We start from the raw sequence: 23,639 nt of genomic DNA, 5'->3' as shown, positions 1-23,639 counted from the left end.
CACACATCCCCCGTCCGTGATCGCGACCTTTCACGAACACCTTGCCACATGACCCAGTGTTGCAGAAAGTTACAGTTAATTCCCGTGTTGGGAACAGGTGGCGCTAGGACTCGCTCGCAACCTGCAAAAGGAATCGACTGCCTATAGAATCTAATCCAATTGCCGCGGCGTGGCCAGAAAGCCCTCGTCACTGCTCAATTGTCTGTTGGATGCATGGAGAACCTCGAAAAACTCGAACTATTAGGCCTTGATCTTCAAGAGCTTACGGACGTTCTGCGGCAGCCAGCGCAGCCCGGCTACCGTGCCCGGCAGCTCTACCAGGCTTTGTACCGGGAACGTACCTCGGTTCTCGAGAACATTTCCACAATCCCGAAAAATCTGCGCGAAGAGCTTGCGACTCGCTTTCGTATCGGCCTGCCCGACATAGAGAAACGCTTCGTCTCCCTGGACGGCACCGTCCGTTATCTACTTCAGTTCGCTGATGGGCAGTCGGTCGAAACCGTCTGGATGCCGGAAGGGGATGGCGGGGAAGCGGGCGACGGAACCGAAGCCGGCAATGAAGAAGGTGGCGACGTATCAGGCAAAGCCCGTTACGACCGCGCCACCATCTGTGTCTCCAGCCAGGTCGGGTGCGCCGTCAATTGCCAGTTCTGCATGACGGCCCTGCTCGGGGTTAAGCGTAACCTCAGCGCCGGGGAGATCGTCGGCCAGATCATCGTCGTCCTCAACGATCACCGGGTCGAGATCGACAGGGAGCGCGTCAATCTCGTTTTCATGGGCCAGGGCGAGCCGTTCCTGAATTATGAGCCGTTCATGAAAGCCGTCCGCCTGCTCGTTGAAGGCGTCGGCATCCCTGAGTCGCGCATGACGGTTTCAACCTCCGGCATCGTGCCCCGCATCTACGACTTCGCTCAGGAGACTGTCCGCCCCAAGCTGGCGATTTCTTTGAATGCCTCAAATGACGCGGACCGCACGCGCGTCATGCCGATCAATAAGAAATGGAACATTGAGAAGCTCATGGCCGCAGCGCGCGATTTCCCGCTACGTCGTCGCGAACGCCTCACCTTCGAATACGTGCTGCTAGGCGGCGACAACGATTCCGTGCAGAACGCTCGCGAAGTGGCTCGACTTCTGCGCGGCCTCCGCGCCAAGGTTAACCTTATCGCCCTGAATCCCGGCCCGGACATTCCGTTCACCACGCCCGAGGAAAGCAGCGTCCAAATCTTCAGGCAGGTGCTTGTTGACGCCGGCATTCCAGCCTTTGTCCGCCGTCCGCGTGGTCGAGACATCTACGCAGCCTGCGGACAACTCAAGCGCACATCTGAACTAGTGACTCTCGCCTGACTTTGGTCTCCGCGCTGCGTTCGGGCTTGTCCCCAAAAAGAGAAGCCCGAGCTTTTCGCCCGGGCTCCTTAGACAACGATTCTGCTCAGATCTTTTTGTTCTTCGTTGCAGGCTGAAATCTAAGATCCACCGGATAGAGTGGCAGATCCACATGGATTTGGTACTCCGCCCAGATGCTCAGCTCATTCCCCGAGCGCACCACGTGGATTTGCTCGGCCTTGAGTGGAATGTCGAACTCTTGCGCTTTCTTGGCCAACGACTCCTGCATTTCAAACTCGGTCTTGGTCGAGTACGAACTCATCTTCGCCTCGGCGTCCACCGCGTCCTGAAATTGGAAGTTGTTGTAATAGGGCGGCAACACCGCCCACGCCACGTAGACCGCCGCAAACAGAACCGCAAGTCCGAAAAGAGCTTTGAGATTCTTCATCCTGCAACATTCCCCGCCACCGGGCTACACCTGCGGCCGCAGCAGCTTCATCATTAACACTGGAATCGAGGGGATAGTAGCATCCACACTCTCTCGTGTCGAGCGGGTAACGACTTCAACCTTGCCCTCGACGACCTTTTTCCCAACGTTGATCCGGTAAGGGATTCCTACCAGGTCGGCATCCTTGAACTTCACTCCCGGACGCTCGTCGCGATCGTCGAGCAGCACATCGAACCCGGCTTTTTCCAGCGAGGCCGCAATCTCGACAGCGGCCGCCAGCAGCTTCTCATCGGCAACATTGGTCGGTACGACGACCACTTCATAAGGCGCAATGTTCGGCGGCAGCCAGAAGCCGTTATCGTCATGGTTCTGCTCAATCACCGACGTCAGAATGCGTTCGATGCCGATACCGTAGCTGCCCATGATCGGCGTCACTTCCTTGCCGTCTTTGTCGAGCACGCGCGCGCCCATCGACTCCGAATACTTGTAGCCAAGCTTGAAGATGTGTCCAATCTCCACGGCCTTGCCCACCTGCAGCGGTTCGCCGCAGTTCGGACAACCTTCGCCCTGCTCCACGCTGCGCAGATCGAGCCACTGTGACTCTTCCACCTTGAAGTCGCGCCCTGGCGTCACGTTGCGAAGGTGATAGTCCTCTTTGTTCGCGCCGGCAATCAGGTTCTTGCGACCCAGCAGCGCGCGATCCACGAATACCTTCGCCTTGATGCCCTTGTGGTGCATCGTTTCCATGCCGATTGGGCCGAGGAATCCGGCAGGTGAATTGAAGACTTCCTGTATCTCTTCGGGATGCATCGGCCGGAACTCCGCACCCGGCACTGTGCTGGCCAGCTTCGCTTCGTTCAGCGAATGGTCGCCGCGCACGAAGACAACCACGGGGATTTCACTGATCTCGTTCGCCGCCGAATTCGATTTCACGGCCATGTACGCCAGCGTCTTCATCTTGTTCTTCGGCGACACGCCCAGGAAACTCGCGACCGCCTCGATCGTCTTCAAGCCTGGCGTGTGAACCAGCTCCGGCTGTCCATCGCCGCTCGCCTCGTAATCTTCGACGATGTCCAGACGCGAAGTCGCCTTTTCGAGGTTGGCCGCATAGCCGCACTTCTGGCAGCTCACCACCAGGTCTTCGCCGGCTTCGGTGTAGACCATGAATTCGTGCGACGCGGAACCGCCCATGGCGCCCGAATGTGCTTCCACCGCCACGTACTTCAGGCCGCAACGGTCGAAGATGCGGCAGTAAGTGTCGTAATGTTTCTGATAGCTAATGTCCAGCCCCGCGGGGTCAATGTCGAACGAGTACGCGTCCTTCATCGTGAATTGGCGCACGCGCAACAGTCCGCTCTTCGGACGAGGCTCATCGCGGAACTTCGACTGAATCTGGTACCAGATCTGCGGAAGCTGTTTGTAGCTGCGCAACTCCTTGCGGGCGATCTCCGTCATCACCTCTTCTGCTGTCATGCCCAGGCAGAGGTCCGCGCCCTTGCGGTCTTTCAGTCGGAACATGTTGTCGCCCATGCCGGCCCAGCGACCGCTCGCTTCCCATACCTCCCGCGGATGAATCGCCGGCAGATAGAACTCCTGCCCGATCTTGTCCATCTCCTCGCGCACCACGTTCGTGATTTTTAGCATCGCGCGCTGACCGATGAACAGGTAGGAGTAGATACCGGACGCGAGCTGTCGAATATAGCCGGCACGCACCAGGAACTTGTGACTCGCGACTTCCGCGTCGGCCGGAGCCTCACGAAGGGTAGGAATAAAGAGCTGTGACCAGCGATGCATATTTGTCCATTCGTCCGCCGTGGAAGAAATAAGCAAATCAGAACAGGCGGGAATTTTTCATTGTAACAATGTCATGGGACAGTGTTCTTCTTCCCAGCGCGAAAGAAGTCTGTTATCCAGCAACCAAGAAGTCTGTCCGGTTAAGCTTTGAGGGTCGCGGCTGCAAGCCGTGCCATCCACAACAGCTCTGATGTGCGGCTTTTGCCGCTGAGGTAAGGCCCCAATTAGTGCATCAGCTTGCCCGCCTCGCGGAACAGCGCATTGAAAAACGGTCCACCCCAAAAAACGACCGACAGCAGTGCACCGAACAGCACGACTGCGTCGATACTCTCGCGTCCTTCACGCGCCCAGTAAACGTCCTTCAGATTGAACCAGAGGGCAAACTCGTCCAGCGTCAGCGCCGCGCCGATTCCATAGAGAACAGCCATTGCTCTTCCCGCCAACCGCGATGTTCCTGCTGCGCCACCGCCAATCTCAATCAGCCACCCATAACCGACGAGAAGCAGCAGGGCGATGCCCCAGACGAGATGATGGATATGTCTGCCGCCCACGACCACATTTTTGAATGGGCCAATGCCGGCGCGAATCGACATCGTTAGAGCGCGCACCAAGGCGAACGTCAGAAAGAACGCAACTGATGCCCAGAACATCCGTTCGCGCGCCGGTTCCGCAAATTGTGAAACGTAAATGACTCGCGTCCGAGGGCTCGCGATCGCCGTAATCAGAAAGATCACAGCGAGTGCTTTGCCCCCGAGTATCAGCGCCAAAGTCACCCATCGGATTGGGCGGGCATTAGGACGGAGTGCCTTCATCGTCAGGAGTGTCGTCTAGAAGTGTCGCGCGGTAAGACTAGAGGCCGCTGCGCCGATCCGCCGTCACGCCACAGCCTGTATTGGTTGAAGGTCCGGCACGGGCAGGAATGAGTGCGCAACCTTGATCTTCGGCGTGCCCTCATCGAGCGCAACGATTGAGAATTGAAAACCGCTAAGCTCCTGCATAGGTGTGCCATCTGCGTTGCGCGCGCCTGTCAGCGTGAATCTGCTCGTGACGGCCGCAACTTCGGCCGCTATTGGAAGGAGCCACTCGATGTCCAGCGTAATTTGGGCATCTTTGTAGATGTTGGATTTCAGGTTCTGCGCCTGGTTGAGAACTTCCGCCCGATTCTTCGCCCGGCTGCCATCAAGTTCAATCTTCTCGCATTGTTCCGAGAAGCAATCCGAGAGTGCAACCGGATCGTGCCGGTTGAACGCGTTCACAAGCTCTCTGTACAGGGTTTCTACGTACGTTCTGTCCATGAATGCCTCCCGTCGTGCCATTGCGAATCGCGCCACCGAGCAGCGGACCAACGACCATTGGGCAATACTACTAACAAAGCAGAGCGGACGAGTGACTCACTTCTGGCTGTGCTGTGGGCGCGACCCGCGTCTCGAACCTGACCCTCGACTCTCGACACGCGACTCGTCTATAACTCACTTACATGCCGCAGACTTCCATGTTCGCTGCAATGCTGAAGCAGGTGCGCCGCATTCCGCGCGGCATGGTCGCAACCTACGGAGACGTTGCCTATGCTGCCGGATTCCCGGGGTCGGCCCGACAGGTGGCATGGGCATTGCACAGCAGCGACGGCGTCTCGGTTCCGTGGCAACGCGTCGTGGGCGCCGGCGGCAGAATTCTTCTCGCAGGCGAGATAGGGTTCGAACAGCGCATGCGTCTGCAAACCGAAGGCGTCCAATTCATTGGACTTCGCGTGGACATGACCAAGCATCACTTCAGCTTCTTCGTAAAGAAACGGACGAAAGCAGCCAAACCCCGCTCCACCCGCAAACGGTCGTAAGGGCGGCAGAGCACGACGACGGCTAGGGCCTTATCTCAACTCGTGTACCGTTCGGCACAACACGCCACATCTCTTCGATTTCGTCATTCGTGACGGCGATGCATCCGTTTGTCCAATCCTTCATACGATGTCCTGCACCGACCCATTCCCAGCCTTTCGGAAGACCATGTATGTAAATATCGCCGCCTGGATCGACTCCCATCTTTTTCGCGCGTCCGCGCTGTTCCTGATTTGGATAAGAAATGCGCGGGGAAAGATGAAACTGGCTTTTCGGATTGCGCGTTGAAATGAAGTACGTTCCCTCCGGAGTGCGCCCGTCGCCCTGTCTCTGCTTCGGGCCGATGGGATTGCCTTCGAGTGCGACGCGATACGTCTTCAGTACTTTGCCCTCATGTAATAGTTGCAGTTCACGGCGCGCCTTCAGCACAATGATGCGATCAGCTATCGCGTCTTTTGGCAGTTCGCCGGCAACTAGCGGCGACACCGTTGCAAACAAAACCGGAACTGTAAGGAACTGCCAGCGAATCCGCATGCCCGGCATTGTCGCGGAAAACGGCAGAGCTCGTCGAGCACGAAACACGGCGACTTCAACTGGCAACCGGCACTGACGTCCGACGTCTGCCTCCGCTTTACATCGTCGCGACATCACGCAACGCGAACGCTCGCTCTTCATCGGCCTCGTACGCGACGCCATCGCGGAATGTAACAGTCTTTCCGCTGATGGCCGGAACGCGTTCGCCTGGCACGACGACGCCAACGAGGTTCAGCGGGTCCGCAGCAGAAATCGTAATGGTCTCGCCGCTCGGCTCTATGCGCTTCATCTCGCGGACGCTTTCCACCGCAACGGGCAATGCGAACTGTTCGCCTATGAAGCCGCTGATGAAGCGCCCTCCGCGAATTTCGCCGCGATCTTCGAGGCGGCGGAACGCGATCTGCAATTCGCGCCACTTTGGAAGGTTCGCCTCACGCGCCAGCAGCTCGCGGAAGACGACGCCATAACGCTTCAGTAGCATCCAGCACGTCGCTTCCACGCGTCGGGCGTGGTCTGCGCTTTCGGCATAGAGCAGCGACCATCTGCCCGATGAATGACGCGGGCGCGATGTTCGCCCATGTCCCTGTCCCGCACGACGCTTGGGATCGATCAGCGCGCGCAGGTTGTCGAAGCCATCGGCCGTGACGAACCCGGCGGCGACCAACTCCCACAGTCCCGTCTCAACTTCCGATTTCAGCTTCCCCGTTCCGCGAACGATGTCGGTGAAGAACGAGGCACCGCGACGTCGCAGGAACCCGAGCACCTCGCGCGCGACCGCGCTGAGACCATTTTCCTGCTCGGCATCTTCGCCGTGGGCGCGCGGAGCCATCCACTCCGAATCTTCGCGGAGGAACAGCGTAATCGGTGCGACACTCGTCGGCACCACGCGCCGCGTCCTCGCCTCCGCCCCGTCGCCGGGTGCGTTTTCGTTCGCGTGCACCGTCGCCGGATGCGGCGACAGGCGTCCCCAGCCAACCGCGCCAGTAAGGCAGAGCTGGTCGAGCACTTCGGGATCGTACTCACGCACGCGGCGGGCGAGCACCTGTCGTTCCCAGGCGTTGGCCGGGATTTCGAAGCCTTGCAACTGTCGCAAAATTTCCAGCGCACCGCGCTCGCCGCCCAGTTGTGTTCCCGGCGCAACATGTTGCCAGCGCAGAAGCCAACGCATGAACTGTGCCGGAGTGACAGGCTCAATCTGCTTGCGCAGCGTTCCGAGCGTCAAGCGATGGATTCGCGCGAGCAGCCGTCGCTCGCACCACTCCAACTCGTTTGGAATCGGTGCGCCCGCGTGTGGCGTGGCGCCCTCTGCCGGTTCGCGGTAGTGCCCGCGCAGCACCGCCCCTGTCGCTTCCTTGCGAAGCAGCGCGGAGTCGATCTCGGCATCAGGCAGTCCGAAAACGCTTGCTAACTCACGCGCCGTGATGGGCCCTGTATGCGTCAACCATCCGGAAAGCGCTACGGCGATTACGTCGTCGCGCGTCTGCTGAGAGTGCGTGCCGAAATCCGGCGGTTCGGGTGCGAACGCCGCATCGGGAAAAAGTGCACCAAACGCTGCGACCTTCTCTGACGCTACCCAGTAACTCCGCCCTGCAACATGCGCCGTCACCGCGCGTCGACTACCTTCCAGCCGTGCGTAGAACGCACGCCACACATCAGGCAAGGCGTCCCAGTTAGGCAGCGGAATACGCTCAGGCAAGATGACCATCGTCTGGAGAAGATCGTGCAAGTCATCGCCGTCGCGCACGTCTGGAAGCGCTTCCTCTTGCACCTGCGCGATCGCCGCAGGCTCAAGCTTGCCGACCTCTTGCAGCACACTTTCCGGCAATGTTCGCCGCATCTGCACGGCGCGCGCGCGACGCTCTTCCAGCGGCGCGTCGTCGAGGTAGGCGTATGGATTCGCGTTCAGGATTTCATGCGAGAACTGCGACGGCACGGGCGTATCCACCGCAACACAGCGGATGTGGCCAGTGCTGATGTCGTTCAACACGCGCTTGAGGCCTTCAACGTCCATGGCCTCATGCAGCACGTCCTTCATCACTTCTTCCACGAGCGGATGGTGAGGTAGTTTGATGTCGCCATCGATGTTCTCGCCGCAGGCTGCGACATCGGGGAAGACGGACGCGAGCAGATCATCCGAGCGCATTCGCTGAATCTGCGGAGGCACTTTCTTTCCGCCCTGGAAGCGCAACAAAGCCAGCGAACGATTGGCGTCCCAACGCCAGCGCGTCGCGAAAATCGGTGAGCCAGTCAGCACGGCCTGCTCCAGCACGTCCTGAACGGATTCCGGTTGCAGGAAGTTGAATACATCCGCCAACGGAAAGCTGTGCTGTTCGGCAAGAGCGATGTTCAGGCCGTCATCCGTTGCCGCCGCCTGCAACTCGAAATTGAAGGAGCGGCAAAAGCGTTTGCGCAGCGCCAATCCCCACGCTTTGTTCACGCGTCCGCCGAACGGCGCATGGATGATGAGTTGCATTCCGCCTGACTCATCGAAGAAACGCTCGGCGATAATCGTCCTCTGCGTCGGCACATCACCGAGCACTGCACGACCTGCAACGATGTACTCGATGATCTGCTCTGCGCCAGAGTCATCGAGGCCGCACTCGTCCTTGAGCCAGGCAACGGCGTTCACAGTCTCCCGAGTTAGTTCGACGCCGCGAATGGCGCGCGTAGTGGAAGACGGCTGCTTGCCATCGGCCGCAACCAGCTGCGGTAACTTTTTTGAACCCTGCGCCTTGGATTCCCTTGCAGAGTCGAGTGCTTCATGGCGCAGCGGAGTTGCATGTCCTGTCCGCTCGCTCACGGCTTGCCGTAATTCCGCGACGTGCGCGCTCAGTTCGGCGGTGCGTGCCGGAGCTTCGCCAAGCCAGAAGGGAATACTCGGCGGTGCGCCATGCGCGTCTTCGACAAGTACGCGGCCGGAGCTGCCCTCGATGCGGCGAATTCGCCAACTGGTGTTGCCGAGAAGCATGATGTCGCCGGCGTTGCTTTCCGTGGCGAAGTCTTCATCCACCGTGCCGACAACCGCGCCTTCCGGCATGGCAACAACGGTGAAAAGTGCCGTCTCCGGGATTGCGCCTCCGCTCGTAATGGCCGCCAACCGTGCGCCGCGCCGCGCCTTCACGCGCCCGTTCACCTGGTCGCGGTAGAGATACGCGCCGTACCGGCCGCGCCGCCGCGCCGCAATGCCTTCGGCGAGCATCACGAGCACGCGCTCGAAGTCTCGTCGCGACAGATCGCGATAGGGATAAGCGCGCGTCAGGACGCGATAGAGTTCTTCTTCACTCCACTCCTCGGCGGCGCAGCAAGCGACAATCTGTTGCGCGAGGATGTCCAACGGCGCTTCGGGGATGACGAGGCGATCGAGGTCGTGCTGGCGGATGGCGCGCACGAGCGCTGCGCATTCGACGAGTTCGTCGCGCGTGGTCGCAAAGATGCGTCCCTTGGGCACGATTGGCGGTTCGCCTTCTTTCGGGACTGAGTGCCCCGCGCGTCCGATGCGTTGCAGCGCAACGGCAATGGCTCGCGGAGAGCCCAGTTGGCAGACAAGGTCAACCGTGCCGATATCTATGCCGAGCTCCAGCGACGCGGTGGCGACCAGCACGCGCACTTCGCCGTTCTTCAGCTTGCGTTCCGCTTGCAGCCGCAGCTTGCGCGCGAGGCTTCCGTGGTGTGCAGCCACATTCTCTTCGCCGATGCGCTCTGCAAGATGGTGCGAGACGCGCTCGGCGAGCCGTCGCGTGTTTACGAAGACGAGCGTCGAACGATGCTGATTTCCAAGCTCGGCAAGGCGGTCGTAAATCTCGTCCCACATCTCGTTTGAAGCGACGGGCCCCAACTCCGTGTTAGGGACCTCGACCGCAAGGTCGAGCTTGCGGGAGTGTCCGACGTCCACGATGTGAGCGCGTTCGCGTCCATTGCCGGTGAGGAAGCCGGCAACGGCCTCAATCGGTTTCTGCGTTGCGGACAGCCCAATCCGCACGGGCTTGCGATGTGCGAGGTGTTCGAGGCGCTCCAGCGAAAGCGCGAGGTGAGCGCCGCGCTTGTCGTCGGCAACCGCGTGGATTTCATCGACGATGATGGTTTCAACATCGCGCAACACTTCGCGACTTTTGCCGGCCGTAAGCAGGATGTAAAGCGATTCAGGGGTTGTGACCAGGATGTGCGGCGGCTTCTTCAACATCGCCAGCCGTTCGGAGGCCAACGTGTCGCCGGTACGTACGGCGGCGCGGATGGTCGGCATCAAAAGGCCCTTTTGACCGGCGAGCGCCTGTATTTCGCTCAGAGGCCCTTCAAGGTTCTTCTGAATATCGTTCCCGAGCGCTTTGAGCGGAGAAACATAGAGGACTTCCGTGCGGTTGTGCAGTTCACCGGCAAGCGCCTTGCGAACCAGGCGGTCGATGCACGCGAGGAACGCGGCCAGCGTTTTACCCGAACCAGTGGGCGCGGAGATCAGCGTCGTGCGGTCGTCGAGGATATGAGGCCAGCCTGCTTCCTGTGGCTCGGAAGGCGCGCCGAGTTTCCTGGTGAACCACTCTTGCACGAGCGGGTGCGCCCAGCGCAACGACAGGGGTACAGTTTCGGAGTCGAAACCTGTTGCGGGCACACGTGCTTCGCTCTCGTGCGTCAAGTGCGCACTACGATCCGCTATATCTGGACGGACGGTCTCGTCGAGAGGAAACGGAAGAATGTCCTCAAAAAGCCCCACCGAGATATTGTAAGCCGGGCCGCGGTCTTCGCCAAAGCTTCGCCCCAAAGTTCAACATTTCACATTGCTGATTGCTGAATACCTCGTACCCGTTGAAAACATAACTTGTCTTCCTGAGCGAGGGTGTAAGCCCGAGTCGAAGTATCCCTTTGTGATGCTGGTGCTGATGAGAAAGGTCCTTCGACTCGCGTGAGACTGGGAGTGAAACTTCAAGCAGCACTGAAACGAACGACTGCCTGTGAGATGGCGATATACCGCCAGCTATCCAGCTCTCACGCCAAGATGTGGACGAAGAAGAAGGCCGCTGTTGCGACAGCAAATGATGGTGCGACAAGCCAAGCGCGGCTACGGCGTACAGCGGCAAATACTCCAAGTCCGAGCGCGATGAAAAACCACAATAGAATCCACAAGAGCGGAGCAATCACAGGGAGCGACTGCAGGAATGCATCGACTTTTTGATTAGGCAGCAGCCAGTAGACCAGCCAAAACGCGGCTGTCATGGCAATGCTGGTGGCTCCGAATGGCCAGCCATTTCGTCTGTTGTCGTTCATTGGAAGCATCGTAGCTCACGATAGCTGTTGTGAACAGCACATCCCACTCCCTATCCAGCAAATCTGGATTACTTGCGAGATGGCGATATACCGTCAACAATCGCCAAAGAAGGAACAATCGTGTAGTGTTCGGTGTACTTACTTGGGGAGCAAAGATGCGAACCTTGCGATATGTCGTTTTGCTTTTAACACTGACCGCGTTCTCCTTTGCACAAACGCACACCACTTCGAAACTGGCACTGGATGCGACTAGGCCTATCGTTTACATCTCACTCGACCATATCGGCGCTCGCCCCCCCGTAGAAGATAACGAACCTACACAAGGTCTTTGGCTGAGATTGGTGAACAATTCTAGCTTCCCAATCGAGGTGCAGACGATGGGGACCAGCACCACACCTGAGTTGACACTCGTACCAGACGAGATACTGGGAACAATGACCAGAATCGAAAAATCAGACTCTATCGAAGAGCCTCCGATGGGGTACGTATCAGTTCACGGAAGCCCCGAAATAATCCAGCCAGGGAAAAGCTTAACCTTCAGTGTTCCCGTCAATCACGTAGCAAAACGCTGGTACATGCGGGTTCCTTTTCGGTTTCACTTGCCTCCTATTAACCACGGCCTTCAGCCCTTAAGCTATGCCCAGTTCACGGTAGAAGACATTCCAGAAAACCTGCGGGGTAGCGTGACGACCCCGAGCGCACGTTAGCTGTTGGTAACAGGCCATATCACAAATAACGACAACCGAACGCTGCTTCGGGAGTCCCTTAATCACGTTCTCGCGCGGAGGACACTGAGAGGGATCCTTCGACTCCGCGGCTTCGTCGCTCCGTTCAGGAGGACAACTGAGAGAGCCGTCATCCTGAGTGAAACGAACGATCAGCTTTTGTGCCGCTGTTAAAAAAACAGATCCTTCAATCGCGCGGCGCGACCTCAGGATGACACCAACTGCTTCTTTTGAAGCCAACGGTTTGTGATGATCTAAGCGGCAGTGTTCTTATTTGCGAGAATCTCGTGGCGGAGGGTAGACCAGTTCAACCTCCGACCTTTGCTCCCGTATTCCTTCGGCAGCATCGATCAACAGGAATGCCCTGACTTCTGTGTCCTGAAGGATGGCAAGTTCCTCCAGCAGGTAATCAGGCGAGAGGCGAGCGGCCGCGCGCACAAACGAGGGAAGTCCGCCTGCCGCTCGCTTGATGGCGGACTCGTTTGCATTGGCCTTCTCCATGGCCGAAGCCATGTTCCGCATGCCTTGCGAGAAGGCCTTGCTGATCACGTCCCGGGCTTCGGGTGAGTTCTGCTTCTCATCTTCGCTCAGAGACATCAAGGCATTCATCGCGTCCGAAACGGTTGAGTTTGAGGAGGTATCCGAAGCCGCGTCGCGTCGGAGACGCAGATCGCCAGTTTCCGTGTCCGCGTGCATCGTGCGGGGAGAATAAGCAAGCCGCTCCTTCAAGCTCTTCGCCAGCGCAGGATCAATCTTTTCGACGGTCCTCTGTGCCCGCATCGCGATGAACTTAAAGTAATCGAACTCCTGGCTTGTGCTGTCAGATGGGGTGTCGCTCTCGTTCAGTCGAAGTACGTGGGCGATCAGCTCCCGGGCGGCGTCGAGCAAAATGGGCTGCGAGATGAGTCCGGAGCCGGAGGCGAACTGCAGCAGGCTCACAAACTGCATTTCGCTGATCGGAATGTCGCGACCCTGCCGATAGTAGGCGAGAGCGTCTGTGAATACCTGCTGCGCGAGTTCTGGCTTGTCTCGCAGTTTGGTGACGACGAGCGTCATAGGCCCATAGGGATACGTGCCGCTATCGCCCATCTTGCGCGCTCGCTGGCGGATTGCCGGAATAATGGCCGAGCCGTTTTTTCGAATCATTGCCGAAAAGACCGCTCCGGCTGCGGAGGCGCGAGAGTCGGTTGCGCCGGCAACCGGTGGCGCGATTCCGTCCAGCATTTGTACTGCCCGCGACAGTCGCACTCGAGACATTGTGGCTGTTGCGGTTGATTGCCCATCGGAACGCCGAAAGTCCGATTCTGGCAGCTCGGAGGCGATGCGGTACAGCTCCTCGCTCCAACGTTCCGCGTCGGTGCCGTAACCTGTTTCCCCGGTCACGGCGTCGCAGAGTGCAATGAGGTGTGCCACGCGCTGCTCTGGCGCGAAGTCGCGGCCAAGTTCATAACTTTGATCGAGCAGTTGCTTCGATTTTGCGGATTGGACCAGCGCTTCGGCTGCATGTTTCTTTGCGAGTGATGGCGCCTTTACACCTTGCGCATGCAGAGCGGACCCGAAGGCCAGGAAGAAACCACAAGAGAGTCCCACCACTACAACTCGGGCTCGCATCATCAAGACCTCTGACTCAAACTCCCGATCTTGTTTGACTTCACTTTATACGGATTCGTTCGCCACAGCCAAGGCTCCGCCCTTTAGTTGCGACTACGGAGAACAAAGCTGTGGTGCGCGCCTGATAGAATTCAGCCGGCAACTGCGCGCTAGAAACTCGCTCGCAGGCCAAAGATCGAATCCATGTCGAAACCTCGCGCCAAAAAAATCAAACTGCTCATTCTCGACGTCGACGGCGTTATGACCGACGGAACCATTTTCCTGTTTCCTGCGCCCGCCGGAGCGCCGCAAACAACGCGCAGTGCTGCGGAGACGAAGGCAGATGCAGGTGGCTACTCTATCTCCTCGGACACCATGATCGAGGCCAAGGGATTCCACGCGCACGACGGCACAGCAATTTCCCTGGCGAAACTCGCCGGACTCAGGACAGCCGTGATTACGAAGCGCATCTCTGAAACGGTCCGCCTGCGCTGCCGGGATTTGCGCATCGATCACGTGTACCAGGGCGCAGCCGATAAGCTTTCCGTGCTGTACGAAATCCTGGCAAAAGAAAATCTGGGCCCGGAACAGTCGGCCTATGTGGGTGATGACATCATCGATCTTCCGCCGATGCGTGCCTGCGGACTGGCCATTGCGGTTGCCAGCGCGCGCGAAGTCGTGAAGGATGAAGCGCATATCATCACAGACCACCGCGGCGGCGACGGTGCCGTGCGCGATGCCGTCGAGTACATCCTGAAGGCACAAGGGAAGTACGAGGAAGCAGTGAGTGCCTACATCGCCAATCGCACTCCTGACAAAGTTTCGTCACACGGAAAGTGAGTTGCAGGCAGAGTCCTATTGAGACAAAAGTTGCAAAAAAAGACCCACCGCAATTGCGGTGGGTTCACCGTTTCCCCCGAACAACGTGTCCGTCTTCAGGAGGCTCTGAAGATATAGATACATTTGGAGGGAAAAGGTTGTTTCCAGCCCTGCTTTTGTTCGCGTACCACGGCTGCCTGGCACCACTTTAGGGCCTTTTGCTACTCCGGGATAGCAGACGTTTCGGACCCCATGAGTTCCGCGAATCGCGGGTCTTGGCGGACGGCCGCAAACTCGTCATCCCTGTAAACATCATCAAGTTTCGGATAGCCATTCTCACGGGCGCGCTTCAACTGGGTGATTGCGTGGTCCACGTCCCCAAAACGCGCATAGAGGCGCGCCATCATGAAGGCATACTCCGCACGGTCCTGGGGCTTGCTTACGTGCGCGGAAATCCCGGTTAAGGAAGTGCGCTCGAAGACCTCCGGGTCGAGTTGCAGCGCGCGCATGTATTCGGCCATCGCAGGCTTAAGCTCTTTGTTGTCGAAATACGCCGCTCCAAGATTGGTGTGGAAAGAAGCCTCGTCGCGCAGGGCGAGCGCCTTTCGGTACTGTGTTATTGCACGCCGGTAGTCTTTGCGCAGGTAGTAAGCGACGCCTATGTTGTTGATTGCTTCGGCGTACTTTTTGTCCAGCTTCACGGCTCGTTCAAAACGCCTGCGGGCCTGATCGTACAAGCCGAGCTGCAACTCCGTCATGCCGGCTTTGTTTACAAGGATTGCGTTCTTCGAATCCTTCTTGATGGCCAGATTGTAGTAGTCGAGCGCGCTGTTCCATTCCTTCTGTAAACGAAAGGCGTCGGCTTTTGTTTCCAGCTCTTTCGACGACATCTGTGATGGAGCTGGCGGCTCCGCTGCCTGCCAGTCGCGCGCCTCCAGGGTTAACGCTCCTCCCGTCAGCAGGATGACGAAACCCAGGACGCAGATATAAGGACGCGTCATTCCAGACCTTCCATACAAACACCTCACACACTTCAACTCCAGCACGGACGCGTAGTTTGCAGAATGGCGCACCGCACTGGGCCGAGTGTTGTCTCAGCCAATTCAATCCTACTGCGGAATGGCGGGCGGACGCACCGCCATCAACTCCGTAAAACGCTGATCGGCGCGGAGCGTGGCGAACTCGGCGTCCGTGTAAACCTTGCCAATATCGGGGAAGCCTTCTTCCATCGCCCGCCTGAGGTACAGCAGAGACTTGTCCAGGTTTCCCTGCTTGGCGTATAGCCGGGCAACCAGGTAGTTGAACCGGGCGCGATCCTCGGGAGACGACATCCGCGCGGATACTCCGCTACGAGAGGATCGTTCGAACACCGACGGGTCCAGATCGAAGGCCCGCTGGTACTCCGCCGTGCCCTTCTCGTACTCCTTGCGTTCGATGTAAACGGTGCCAAGGTTGCTGTGAAAAGACGCGGACTGCTCGTTCAACTCCAGCGCCTTTCGGTAATTCTTGACCGCCGGACCGTACTTCTTCTTGAGGTGGTAAACCACACCCAGATTGTTGTAGGCCTCGGCGTACGTCTTATTCATTTTGATGGCTCGCTTCAGCGCATCCTGCGCCTTGTCGTAACGCTGCATCGAGATGTAGGCCATGCCGATCTTGTTCTGCAACACAGCGGTGGGCTGGCGGCGAATCGCGGCATTGTAGTAGTCAATCGCCTGCAGGTAATCCTTGACGTCGCGAAGTTCATCGCCACGAGCTTCGAGTTCCTGGGGCGTTGCAGTGGTGAGCGAAACGGGTGGCCGGGGCGGGGCCGGCTGCACTTCCTGTATCTGTGCCAGGTTCAAACCGCTGGCTGGTGCAGGATTCTGTGCTGAAGCCAAACCACAGGGCAGCAGCACTAGCAGCAAGAGAGACGAGCAGAAAACGGGTATACGACGCATCGCACAACCCTCCTCCCATCTTGATGACGATGGGATGTCTCTAACGATCGATCATTCGGAAAAGAGCCGTCCGCAACCGGGTTTTTCCTGCTCCATTAGACCTAGCGAGGCGTCGGATTGTTCCCGCCATTTCCAGGTGGCGGTGCGGGCGCGGGCCGTTCTTCTTCGCTGTCGTCTTTGAACGCGCCAAAGATACGTCCAAAGAATCCTTTCTTCTTTTTCTCCGGCGCTGGTTGTTGCTGGTTGGCCTGTTGCGCCGGAACTCCCGGTAACGGTGCACGCGCATTCGCCGGAACGTTATGCACCGGACCATTGCTGGTTGGCGGCGGCAAGGGCTGTGGCTGGCCTCCGCCGAAAATGCGCTGGAACAGGTTACGGCTGTCGCCCTGCTCGCAGGTTTCCTTCGGCTCGGTCCCGGCGATGAAGGCAGCCGTGTATGTTTCCGGACACGACGCCGTTGCAAGCCGGTTCGTGAGTTTATCGAGTTGCACGTCGACCACGCCGGAGGGTTGCTGGAATTCCGTGGCGCCCTTGTACTGCGGCATGCCAACCGCGCGTTTCATGAACTCAGCCCAGATTGGCGCGGCAGTGACACCGCCACTTAGCCGGAGATCGCTGTAATCGTCATAGCCGACCCACACGATGCAGAGCAGGTTGCTCGTGTATCCAGCGAACCAGGCATCGTGCGAAGTGCCCGTCTTACCGGCGGCGGGGGCATAGAATCCGCGCGAACGGACGCCAGCGGCGGTGCCGGAATTGACCACGGCTTCCATCATGTCCGTCATGATGTAAGCGATTCGCGGATCGAGCACCGGCTTCTGATCGTTATGGAAATCTTCGACGACGTCGCCATTGCCGCGACGAACCGATTTCAGCATGAGCGGATCGACTTTCACTCCGCCATTCGCGAAGATCGTGTAAGCGCCCGCCATCTCCAGCGGACTCGCGTCATAAGCGCCGAGTGCCATCGACGGCGTGGCTCTCACCGAAGTGATGCCGGACGCGCGCGCAAGCGCAACTACGTTGTCGTAGCCTACGGTTTCGGCAAGTTTCACCGTCGCGTTGTTGAGCGACATCGCGAGCGCATAACGCGCTGTCACTTGCCCGTGATACTCGTTCTTGTAATTGCGCGGCTCGTAGATTTGATCACCGTGCGCGAACGTGGTCGGCGCATCGTCGATGAGCGAGGATGCGGTAATCACGTTTTCCGGGAGGTCGGAATTGATTGCAGTGTTCATAGCCGCCGCGAACACGAACGGCTTGAAAATGGACCCTGTCGGCCGCTTAGCGACGACGTGGTTCAATTGGCTGAAGCCGTAGTTCCGGCCACCAACGAGCGCCAGCACCTCTCCCGTATGCGGATCGAGCGCGATCAGCGCTACCTGCGGAATCGGCCCGTTTACAACAGTTTCCTCTGTCTTCGCGTTCTTGCCTTTGCCGGTCTTCACCCGCCGGGTGCGCAGCTTCCGTACCTGCTCGTCCACGACCTTGATGCCGACTTCGACAGCTTCGGCGGCAGCGCGCTGGAGGTCGGAATCGATAGTGGTGTAGATGCGGAAGCCCTGCTCATTCAGGTCGCTATCGCTGTAGCGACTCTGGAGGGTGTCTTTCACCAGGTCGACAAAATAAGGAGCGTCACTGGCTTCGACGTTCGGCGGAGCGAGCTTTAGCGGCGTTGCCTTCGCGCGGTCACATTCCTCTCGCGTGATGGCGCCGGTTTCCACCATCGACTCCAGCACCAGGTTGCGGCGATCCAGCACGCGCTCCGGATGTTTGTAGGGCGAGAGATAGCTGGGTCGCTGGATGATGCCGGCGAGCATTGCAGCTTCCGGCAGAGTCAGGCTTCTGATGTCTTTGTTGAAGTAAGAGCGCGCCGCCTCGGCAAAGCCGCTGACCGCAAACGAGCCGCGCTGTCCCATTGGAATCTGGTTCGCGTAGAGCTCGAAAATCTGCGGCTTCGTTAGCTTCTGCTCCAACTCAATGGCGATCAGCATCTCCACGAGCTTGCGCTTTACGGTCTTTTCCGGCGTAAGGAAAAAAGCGCGGGAGACCTGCATTGTAATCGTGGATCCGCCTTGCGCGTGACGTCCTTCGCGGAGGTCGATCAAAGCCGCCTGTACAAAGCGGAAGTAGTTGACGCCCGAGTGCTGGAAGAATCGGCGGTCTTCGATCGCCAGTACTGCGTCCACCATTACCTTGGGTATCTCGTCGAACTTGACGACTTGGCGCTTGCTTCGCTGTTCACCCTCGAAAAGTGCGGTGACAAGTTGTGGCTCAAGTTCGTACCCGGCGAGATTCTGCCCTTCGTTCGAGCCAATCCCAACGACGCGCTCGATCTTGCCATCGGCAACGCGAATGATGGCGCCGTCTGTGGAGTGGAACGATTCGGCCCCCGGCCTTATCTCAATGCCGCCCTTCATCAGGCGGTAGGAGCCCACGGGCGAATCCGTAGATCCGGAATCGGTATAGCCCGCTCGCCGCAACTCTGCGGCGATCTGCTCAATGGAGAGCGGGTCGCCAACTTGCACGAGCCGGGGCCGGGCGAAGATCTTTGAAGTGTTGTTAAAGAGCTGCCCACGCATCCGCCGGTCGATGATGCGTTCGTAATGAATGTAGTAATAGGCGAACACACTGAGCATCACCATCGAGATCACGATGAACGACGCGACTGCCGTCTTAATCACCGGGTCCGACATGTGGGCTCGGGTTGCGCCCTGCTTCTTGTTCCTGTTAGTGCTCTGCGGGATTTTCAGTTTTATCGCCACTTTGATATTTGAGAGACGCCGCTATTGTTTCAGACGGTGAACCGGACCAAAAGGTTATTTGCGTTCGCGTTCGGAAATGAGGCCGAACGCATCCGAATTCCGAAGCGGCAATACCGAGGCGGCGCACCCCATCAGCATGACGCGTGCTGGGCGTTGGGGAGCAGAACCGCTCGCAGGTGAATCAGCCAGAGCAGTACCCACATTCTACAGGAGCGCAGAGCTGTTGGCCCAGCATTCATCAAGTTGAAGAGAGATAGCGCCACTTCCGTCCGCTCGGCTTGCATAAGTGCTTCTTTTACAACTAACGCCGGAGCGCTGGCATCTTGGATTGGAGCGCCTGATGTTCAGCGCAATTCAGAGGTCTTGTACAGAAGGCCTTCGGGCCCCCGCGGATGCGCGCCGGGGTTGGTGTCACAGTGCGTACCCGAATCTTATTTTGTTCGCTTGCTGTCGTCGTACTCTCCGTCACTTTCGCATGTTCGCGCCACAAGCAGCTTGAGCGCGCAGAGCAACTCGAGAAGAAGGGCCAGTTTGCGCTCGCCCTGGACGCCTACAAGGCTGAGATTGCCGATACCGCGGCGTCAGATACCAAGAGACTCTCCGAACTCTACTACCGGTCGGGCGAGTGCCTGCTTGCGCTGGAGCGCCCGGCAGACGCCTTTTCCGCCTACAACAAAGCCGTTGAACTGAACGACCACAATCAATCGGCGCACCTGCGTCTGGGCGAACTCTATCTGCTCGCTGGATCGGGTGACCGCGCCACAGAGCAGGCCAGCGCTGCGCTCAAGTCTTCGGGCGCGAACCTGGATGCGCTCGCACTGCTTGGTGCAGCGGCCGCCGCGAACGGGCAAACAGATATCGCCCGCGACGCCTTCACGCGCGTGCTGACGGCCGACCCCGGCCGTGTAAAGGTCGCGCTCTCGCTTTCCGACCTCTACCAGCACGATAACCAGACGGAACAGGCTCGCGATGTACTGCGGAAAGCTGCGCAGGCTCAACCCCTGAGCGCGATGCCCTGGCTCGCGCTGGGGAGATTGGAAGAGCAGGAAGGGAACGTTAAGATCGCGGAGGACGCGTATCGAAAAGCTGTGGCCGCCGAGAACACGCCGGAGAGCAATCTGCGGCTGGCGCAGTACCTGGAGCGTGCCGGTCGCGTCGCCGAGGCCGAACAGATACTGAAGCGGGTCGATAGTCTGCGTCCGAAGTTGCCGACGGCACTTCCGGATTTTCACCTGATCTCCGGAAAGGCGGGCAGGGCGAGCGAAGCGTATCTCATAGCATTGCGCACCAGCGTCGCAGCCGACCAGGCCTCCGGTCCCATACAAATCGCACAGGCCAAAGAAACGCGGGGCCAGCTCATTTCCCGGTTGATCGAAGCGGATCTCGCCGCAGGGGCAGTTTCGGACCAACGCAGTTCCCGTCACGCTGAGTCCGGAGCCAGGATTGCGCGCGAGCATCTTACGGAGTTTCGAAGAGAACTGGATGCCGCCACAATTCGCCTGCTCGAGGCGGAAATTTCCATTGCCGAGAACGATCTTCCCATGGCGAAGGTTCAGGCAGAAGCGGCCGTCGAAATGGCTCCGGAGTCGGCCGCCGCGCATTATGTTCTGGGCGTAGTGAAGTACCGTTCGGGTGATCCATCTGGCGCACGAACCGATTGGGACGCTGCGCTGGAGGAGGATTCTCGCTTCATCCCCGCGCGATTGGCGCTTGCTGGTTACACGCTCAACTCCGGCGATTTCGCGGCTGCGCAGGATTACGTGGTACCCGCGGTCAGGGAAGAGCCCGGGAATTTCGAAGCGTTGATTCTCTTCGCTCGCGTCTTGGTGGCGGAGAAGAACTATGCCTCGGCGCGGATCATCAGCCACCGTGCGCAGGTAGTGGACCCCACTTCGGCCGAGCCGCACCTGATAAACGGACAGATCGCGCTGGAAGAAGACAAGATTGGCGAGTCGCTCATACAGTTTCAACAGGCCGTGCTGCTGGAACCCCGTTCGCGTTCGGCGATCGAAGGCCTTACGAAGGTGTATCGCTCAGGTATGGTCACCCGGCCCATGCTGCTGAAGATGGAAACGATTGCGTCCTCCGAGCCACGCTCTGCCACGTTGATGGAGATTACAGGGCGATTGTTCGCTGAGCGTAGCTGGACGGAGGACGCGCGCCGCTGCTTGCAACGTTCCCTGGAAATCGATCCTAACCGGCCTTCGGCGGCGACTGCCCTGGCGCAAATCTTCGCCGCCGACGGCGAAGTCAGCGCAGCCACAGATTCTGCCGCTCGTGTCGGCGACATGCGGACTCTACTCAACGGCGTGCGCGCGCAGGATCGCCAGGACATGCAATCCGCAATAGCAAACTACGAAGCTGCGGTGCGCGCCGGGGACAAGACAGGAGTGGCCGCCAACAACCTGGCCTGGATCTACGCAGAGCAGGGAAGTAACCTCGACCGCGCCCTGACCTTGGCACAGCGTGCGCGTGAGTTGGCGCCGGCCAGCGCAGGAGTGCTCGACACGCTTGGCTACGTTTATTTGAAACGTCGTGAGTACACCCAGGCGGTGGCCGTGTTGGAACGGGCGCACGTGCTCGCGAAGACGCAAGCTCGCGATGGCGCAGCCGTTCTGGGCGACATCAAGCGGCATCTTGCGGAGGCTTACCTCCGCAATGGCCAAACCGAGCAGGCTGCATTGGTGGCCAGCAACAGAGGGGCTGCGCTACACAAATAATGATGTGCGTAAGCTCGAGCTGGATAAACCCGGGCGCAGCTACTTCCTAACGTGCATCCGTCGCATCCCAACGATTGAAATTTCTCGGAGAACACGAACTGACCGAACCGTGCTCACTCCACCTTCCCAAACAGAAACAGCTAACTGGAGGTCTCCATGGCAGAGCAGAACCTGAACGGAATGAATGTGGCAATCCTTGCGACGGACTTTTTCGAAGAGTCGGAACTGACGGAACCCAGGAAAGCGTTGCAGCAAGCTGGCGCGAAAACATCCGTCATTGCTCCGAAAGCCGGTGAGATTCAGGCCGTCCAGCACGTGAATAAAACGCAGAAGATCAAAGTAGATCGCACGCTCGACCAGGCGAATCCGGACGAGTTCGATGCAGTGCTTCTTCCGGGTGGCGCGCTGAACGCTGACGCGCTTCGCATGGAGAAAAAAGCGCAGGAATTTGTTCGCAAATTCGATCAATCGGAACGGCCGATTGCGGTCATCTGCCACGGCCCGTGGCTGCTCGTTTCGGCCGGGCTGGTGAAAGGCCGCAAAATGACCAGCTATCACACCATCCAGGACGATCTCAAGAACGCGGGCGCCGAGTGGCGGGACGACGTGGTCATTCGCGACCGCAACTGGGTGAGCAGCCGCCAACCGTCTGACATTCCGCGTTTCAACCAGGAGATGATCGGCCTCTTCTCTGAATCCCGTATCGCCGGACGAAAGACTGCATAACCGGAAACGGAAACAAGCGGGGCTCATCCTGAGCGTAGCGAAGGATCTGCTCTTCACAACAAAGCAGATCCTTCGTGCGCAAAAGTCGCGACTTGCCACGGCGAAGTTAAACGTCCACACTAGCTTTCGTGTTCTCACTTCGTGACTTCAAAGTCAAAGACATCGACGAGATGCTCGCCATTGATCGGGAGTGCTTTCCTCCCGGCATCTCCTACTCGCGCGGCGAGTTGCAAAGCTATGTTCAACGCAAGGGGGCGTTCGGCATCATCGCCGAGCCGGCGCCTGCATCTTCAAGTTCAGTCGGCGACGCCACACTGGCTGGACCTCGTGAACCAAAACAGCCCGCCCACAGAATTGCCGGTTTCGCAGTGGCCGAGATGCACCCTAAGGGCTACGGACATGTCATCACGCTCGACATCCGTCCCGCATATCGCCGCCAGGGACTGGGCACGATACTGATGGCAGCCGCCGAGAAGCGTGTCATCAAAGAAGGCGCGTTCATGATGGTGCTAGAAGCGGCTGTCAATAATTCTTCTGCGCTCGCGTTCTATAAGCAGCACAAGTACAACATCGTGCGAACCCTGCCGCGCTACTACAACGGCGAGCTCGACGCGTTTTTCATGATCAAGCGACTATAGAAGACGCAAAAGTTTTGGAGCTGTTTAGCCAGCAGGAAAATCCCAGTCATAAGGGCAGACGAGCGTCACCTGTGTCTGTACCCGTACTGGCTTGCCATCGATAAAATAGGGTTCAAAGCGCCATTGTCGTACTGCCTGCACTGCTGACGCGGCAAGCACCGGCTCGCCGGAGATGACGTTGATTTGCGCAGGTGCGCCCGCATCATCAAGCCGGAGGATCAAGTAAACCTTGGAGTCGCAAGAGAAGCGCTCGCGCTCTGCGGGTGCAACCGGGCGCACGATGCGCGTCAGGCGGCTTCGTGCAATCTGCTCGGCCACGTGCACGAACTCGCCCCCCAAGCGCGGATTCGGATATTGCGCCTGAGCAAGAGATGCAGCGATAGCGATAAGGACACCCGACAGCACCCGCAACATAAATCACCGCACACGACTGCGAGCGCAATTGCAGTGGTCACACGGAGTTCTGCGCTGCAATCCAGGTTGCGCTGCAATTGACCATTGTCCCGCAAGAAGTCGTAGGTGCCGGCGA

General features: G+C 58.7%; 18 protein-coding genes. 6 read left to right on the top strand and 12 right to left on the bottom strand.

Annotation, left to right across the window (positions count from 1 at the left end):
* The first annotated feature begins 213 nt into the window (after positions 1–213).
* Positions 214–1,344 carry a 23S rRNA (adenine(2503)-C(2))-methyltransferase RlmN gene (gene rlmN, locus VN622_02025; protein HWR34630.1) on the top strand — a complete coding sequence of 377 codons (1,131 nt, stop codon included), beginning with the start codon at positions 214–216 and terminating at the stop codon, positions 1,342–1,344.
* An 85-nt stretch (positions 1,345–1,429) separates the two neighbouring features.
* On the opposite strand, the gene VN622_02020 is transcribed toward rlmN, so the two are convergent.
* The 4 genes from VN622_02020 to VN622_02005 form a co-directional block, all read right to left on the bottom strand.
* Positions 1,430–1,771 (bottom strand): hypothetical protein, encoded by a 342-nt coding sequence (locus VN622_02020; protein ID HWR34629.1) that lies wholly within the window; start codon positions 1,769–1,771, stop codon positions 1,430–1,432.
* Positions 1,772–1,795: 24 nt separating this feature from the next.
* The gene (locus VN622_02015) at positions 1,796–3,565 is read right to left on the bottom strand and encodes a proline--tRNA ligase (GenBank protein HWR34628.1); all 1,770 of its coding nucleotides are present in this window, start codon (positions 3,563–3,565) and stop codon (positions 1,796–1,798) included.
* A 224-nt stretch (positions 3,566–3,789) separates the two neighbouring features.
* On the bottom strand, positions 3,790–4,299 hold the full coding sequence (locus VN622_02010; GenBank protein ID HWR34627.1) for a hypothetical protein: 510 nt from the start codon (positions 4,297–4,299) through the stop codon (positions 3,790–3,792).
* 141 nt (positions 4,300–4,440) lie between these two features.
* The gene (locus VN622_02005) at positions 4,441–4,860 is read right to left on the bottom strand and encodes a DUF4440 domain-containing protein (GenBank protein ID HWR34626.1); all 420 of its coding nucleotides are present in this window, start codon (positions 4,858–4,860) and stop codon (positions 4,441–4,443) included.
* A gap of 197 nt (positions 4,861–5,057) precedes the next feature.
* Here VN622_02005 and VN622_02000 point away from each other — a divergent pair, with 197 nt between their 5' ends.
* Entirely contained in the window at positions 5,058–5,399 is a 342-nt protein-coding gene (locus VN622_02000; GenBank protein HWR34625.1) for an MGMT family protein, read from the top strand.
* A 22-nt stretch (positions 5,400–5,421) separates the two neighbouring features.
* Here the strand turns inward: VN622_02000 and VN622_01995 are convergent, their stop codons facing one another.
* From VN622_01995 to VN622_01980, 4 genes are all read right to left on the bottom strand, one after another.
* Positions 5,422–5,979, bottom strand: coding sequence for a L,D-transpeptidase family protein (locus tag VN622_01995; protein HWR34624.1), 558 nt, complete (start codon positions 5,977–5,979; stop codon positions 5,422–5,424).
* Between the two features lie 49 nt (positions 5,980–6,028).
* Positions 6,029–10,534, bottom strand: a complete 4,506-nt coding sequence (locus VN622_01990; protein HWR34623.1) for a DEAD/DEAH box helicase — start codon at positions 10,532–10,534, stop codon at positions 6,029–6,031.
* Between the two features lie 374 nt (positions 10,535–10,908).
* Positions 10,909–11,187 (bottom strand): hypothetical protein, encoded by a 279-nt coding sequence (locus tag VN622_01985; GenBank protein ID HWR34622.1) that lies wholly within the window; start codon positions 11,185–11,187, stop codon positions 10,909–10,911.
* A 995-nt stretch (positions 11,188–12,182) separates the two neighbouring features.
* Positions 12,183–13,526 carry a hypothetical protein gene (locus tag VN622_01980; protein ID HWR34621.1) on the bottom strand — a complete coding sequence of 448 codons (1,344 nt, stop codon included), beginning with the start codon at positions 13,524–13,526 and terminating at the stop codon, positions 12,183–12,185.
* Positions 13,527–13,706: 180 nt separating this feature from the next.
* On the opposite strand from VN622_01980, the gene VN622_01975 reads away from it, so the two are divergent.
* Complete coding sequence (locus VN622_01975) at positions 13,707–14,342, top strand: HAD hydrolase family protein (GenBank protein HWR34620.1); 636 nt, start codon at positions 13,707–13,709, stop codon at positions 14,340–14,342.
* Between the two features lie 200 nt (positions 14,343–14,542).
* Here the strand turns inward: VN622_01975 and VN622_01970 are convergent, their stop codons facing one another.
* The 3 genes from VN622_01970 to VN622_01960 form a co-directional block, all read right to left on the bottom strand.
* Positions 14,543–15,322 (bottom strand): tetratricopeptide repeat protein, encoded by a 780-nt coding sequence (locus VN622_01970; GenBank protein ID HWR34619.1) that lies wholly within the window; start codon positions 15,320–15,322, stop codon positions 14,543–14,545.
* Positions 15,323–15,430: 108 nt separating this feature from the next.
* Positions 15,431–16,261 (bottom strand): tetratricopeptide repeat protein, encoded by an 831-nt coding sequence (locus VN622_01965; GenBank protein ID HWR34618.1) that lies wholly within the window; start codon positions 16,259–16,261, stop codon positions 15,431–15,433.
* 101 nt (positions 16,262–16,362) lie between these two features.
* Positions 16,363–18,957: a PBP1A family penicillin-binding protein gene (locus VN622_01960; GenBank protein ID HWR34617.1), complete on the bottom strand. Its 2,595-nt coding sequence runs from the start codon at positions 18,955–18,957 to the stop codon at positions 16,363–16,365.
* Positions 18,958–19,442: 485 nt separating this feature from the next.
* On the opposite strand from VN622_01960, the gene VN622_01955 reads away from it, so the two are divergent.
* The 3 genes from VN622_01955 to VN622_01945 all read left to right on the top strand — a co-directional run bounded on the left by VN622_01955 (position 19,443) and on the right by VN622_01945 (position 23,110).
* Positions 19,443–21,746: a tetratricopeptide repeat protein gene (locus VN622_01955; protein HWR34616.1), complete on the top strand. Its 2,304-nt coding sequence runs from the start codon at positions 19,443–19,445 to the stop codon at positions 21,744–21,746.
* Positions 21,747–21,902: 156 nt separating this feature from the next.
* Positions 21,903–22,472 carry a type 1 glutamine amidotransferase domain-containing protein gene (locus VN622_01950; GenBank protein ID HWR34615.1) on the top strand — a complete coding sequence of 190 codons (570 nt, stop codon included), beginning with the start codon at positions 21,903–21,905 and terminating at the stop codon, positions 22,470–22,472.
* 128 nt (positions 22,473–22,600) lie between these two features.
* The gene (locus VN622_01945) at positions 22,601–23,110 is read left to right on the top strand and encodes an N-acetyltransferase (protein HWR34614.1); all 510 of its coding nucleotides are present in this window, start codon (positions 22,601–22,603) and stop codon (positions 23,108–23,110) included.
* A 24-nt stretch (positions 23,111–23,134) separates the two neighbouring features.
* On the opposite strand, the gene VN622_01940 is transcribed toward VN622_01945, so the two are convergent.
* On the bottom strand, positions 23,135–23,524 hold the full coding sequence (locus tag VN622_01940) for an energy transducer TonB (protein HWR34613.1): 390 nt from the start codon (positions 23,522–23,524) through the stop codon (positions 23,135–23,137).
* Positions 23,525–23,639 lie beyond the last annotated feature (115 nt).

The organism is Clostridia bacterium (assembly GCA_035561135.1).
Classification (GTDB): domain Bacteria; phylum Acidobacteriota; class Terriglobia; order Terriglobales; family Acidobacteriaceae; genus DATMYA01.
The sequence above is the reverse complement of the archived record's forward strand: the minus strand, read 5'-3'. Positions and strand labels throughout refer to the sequence as shown.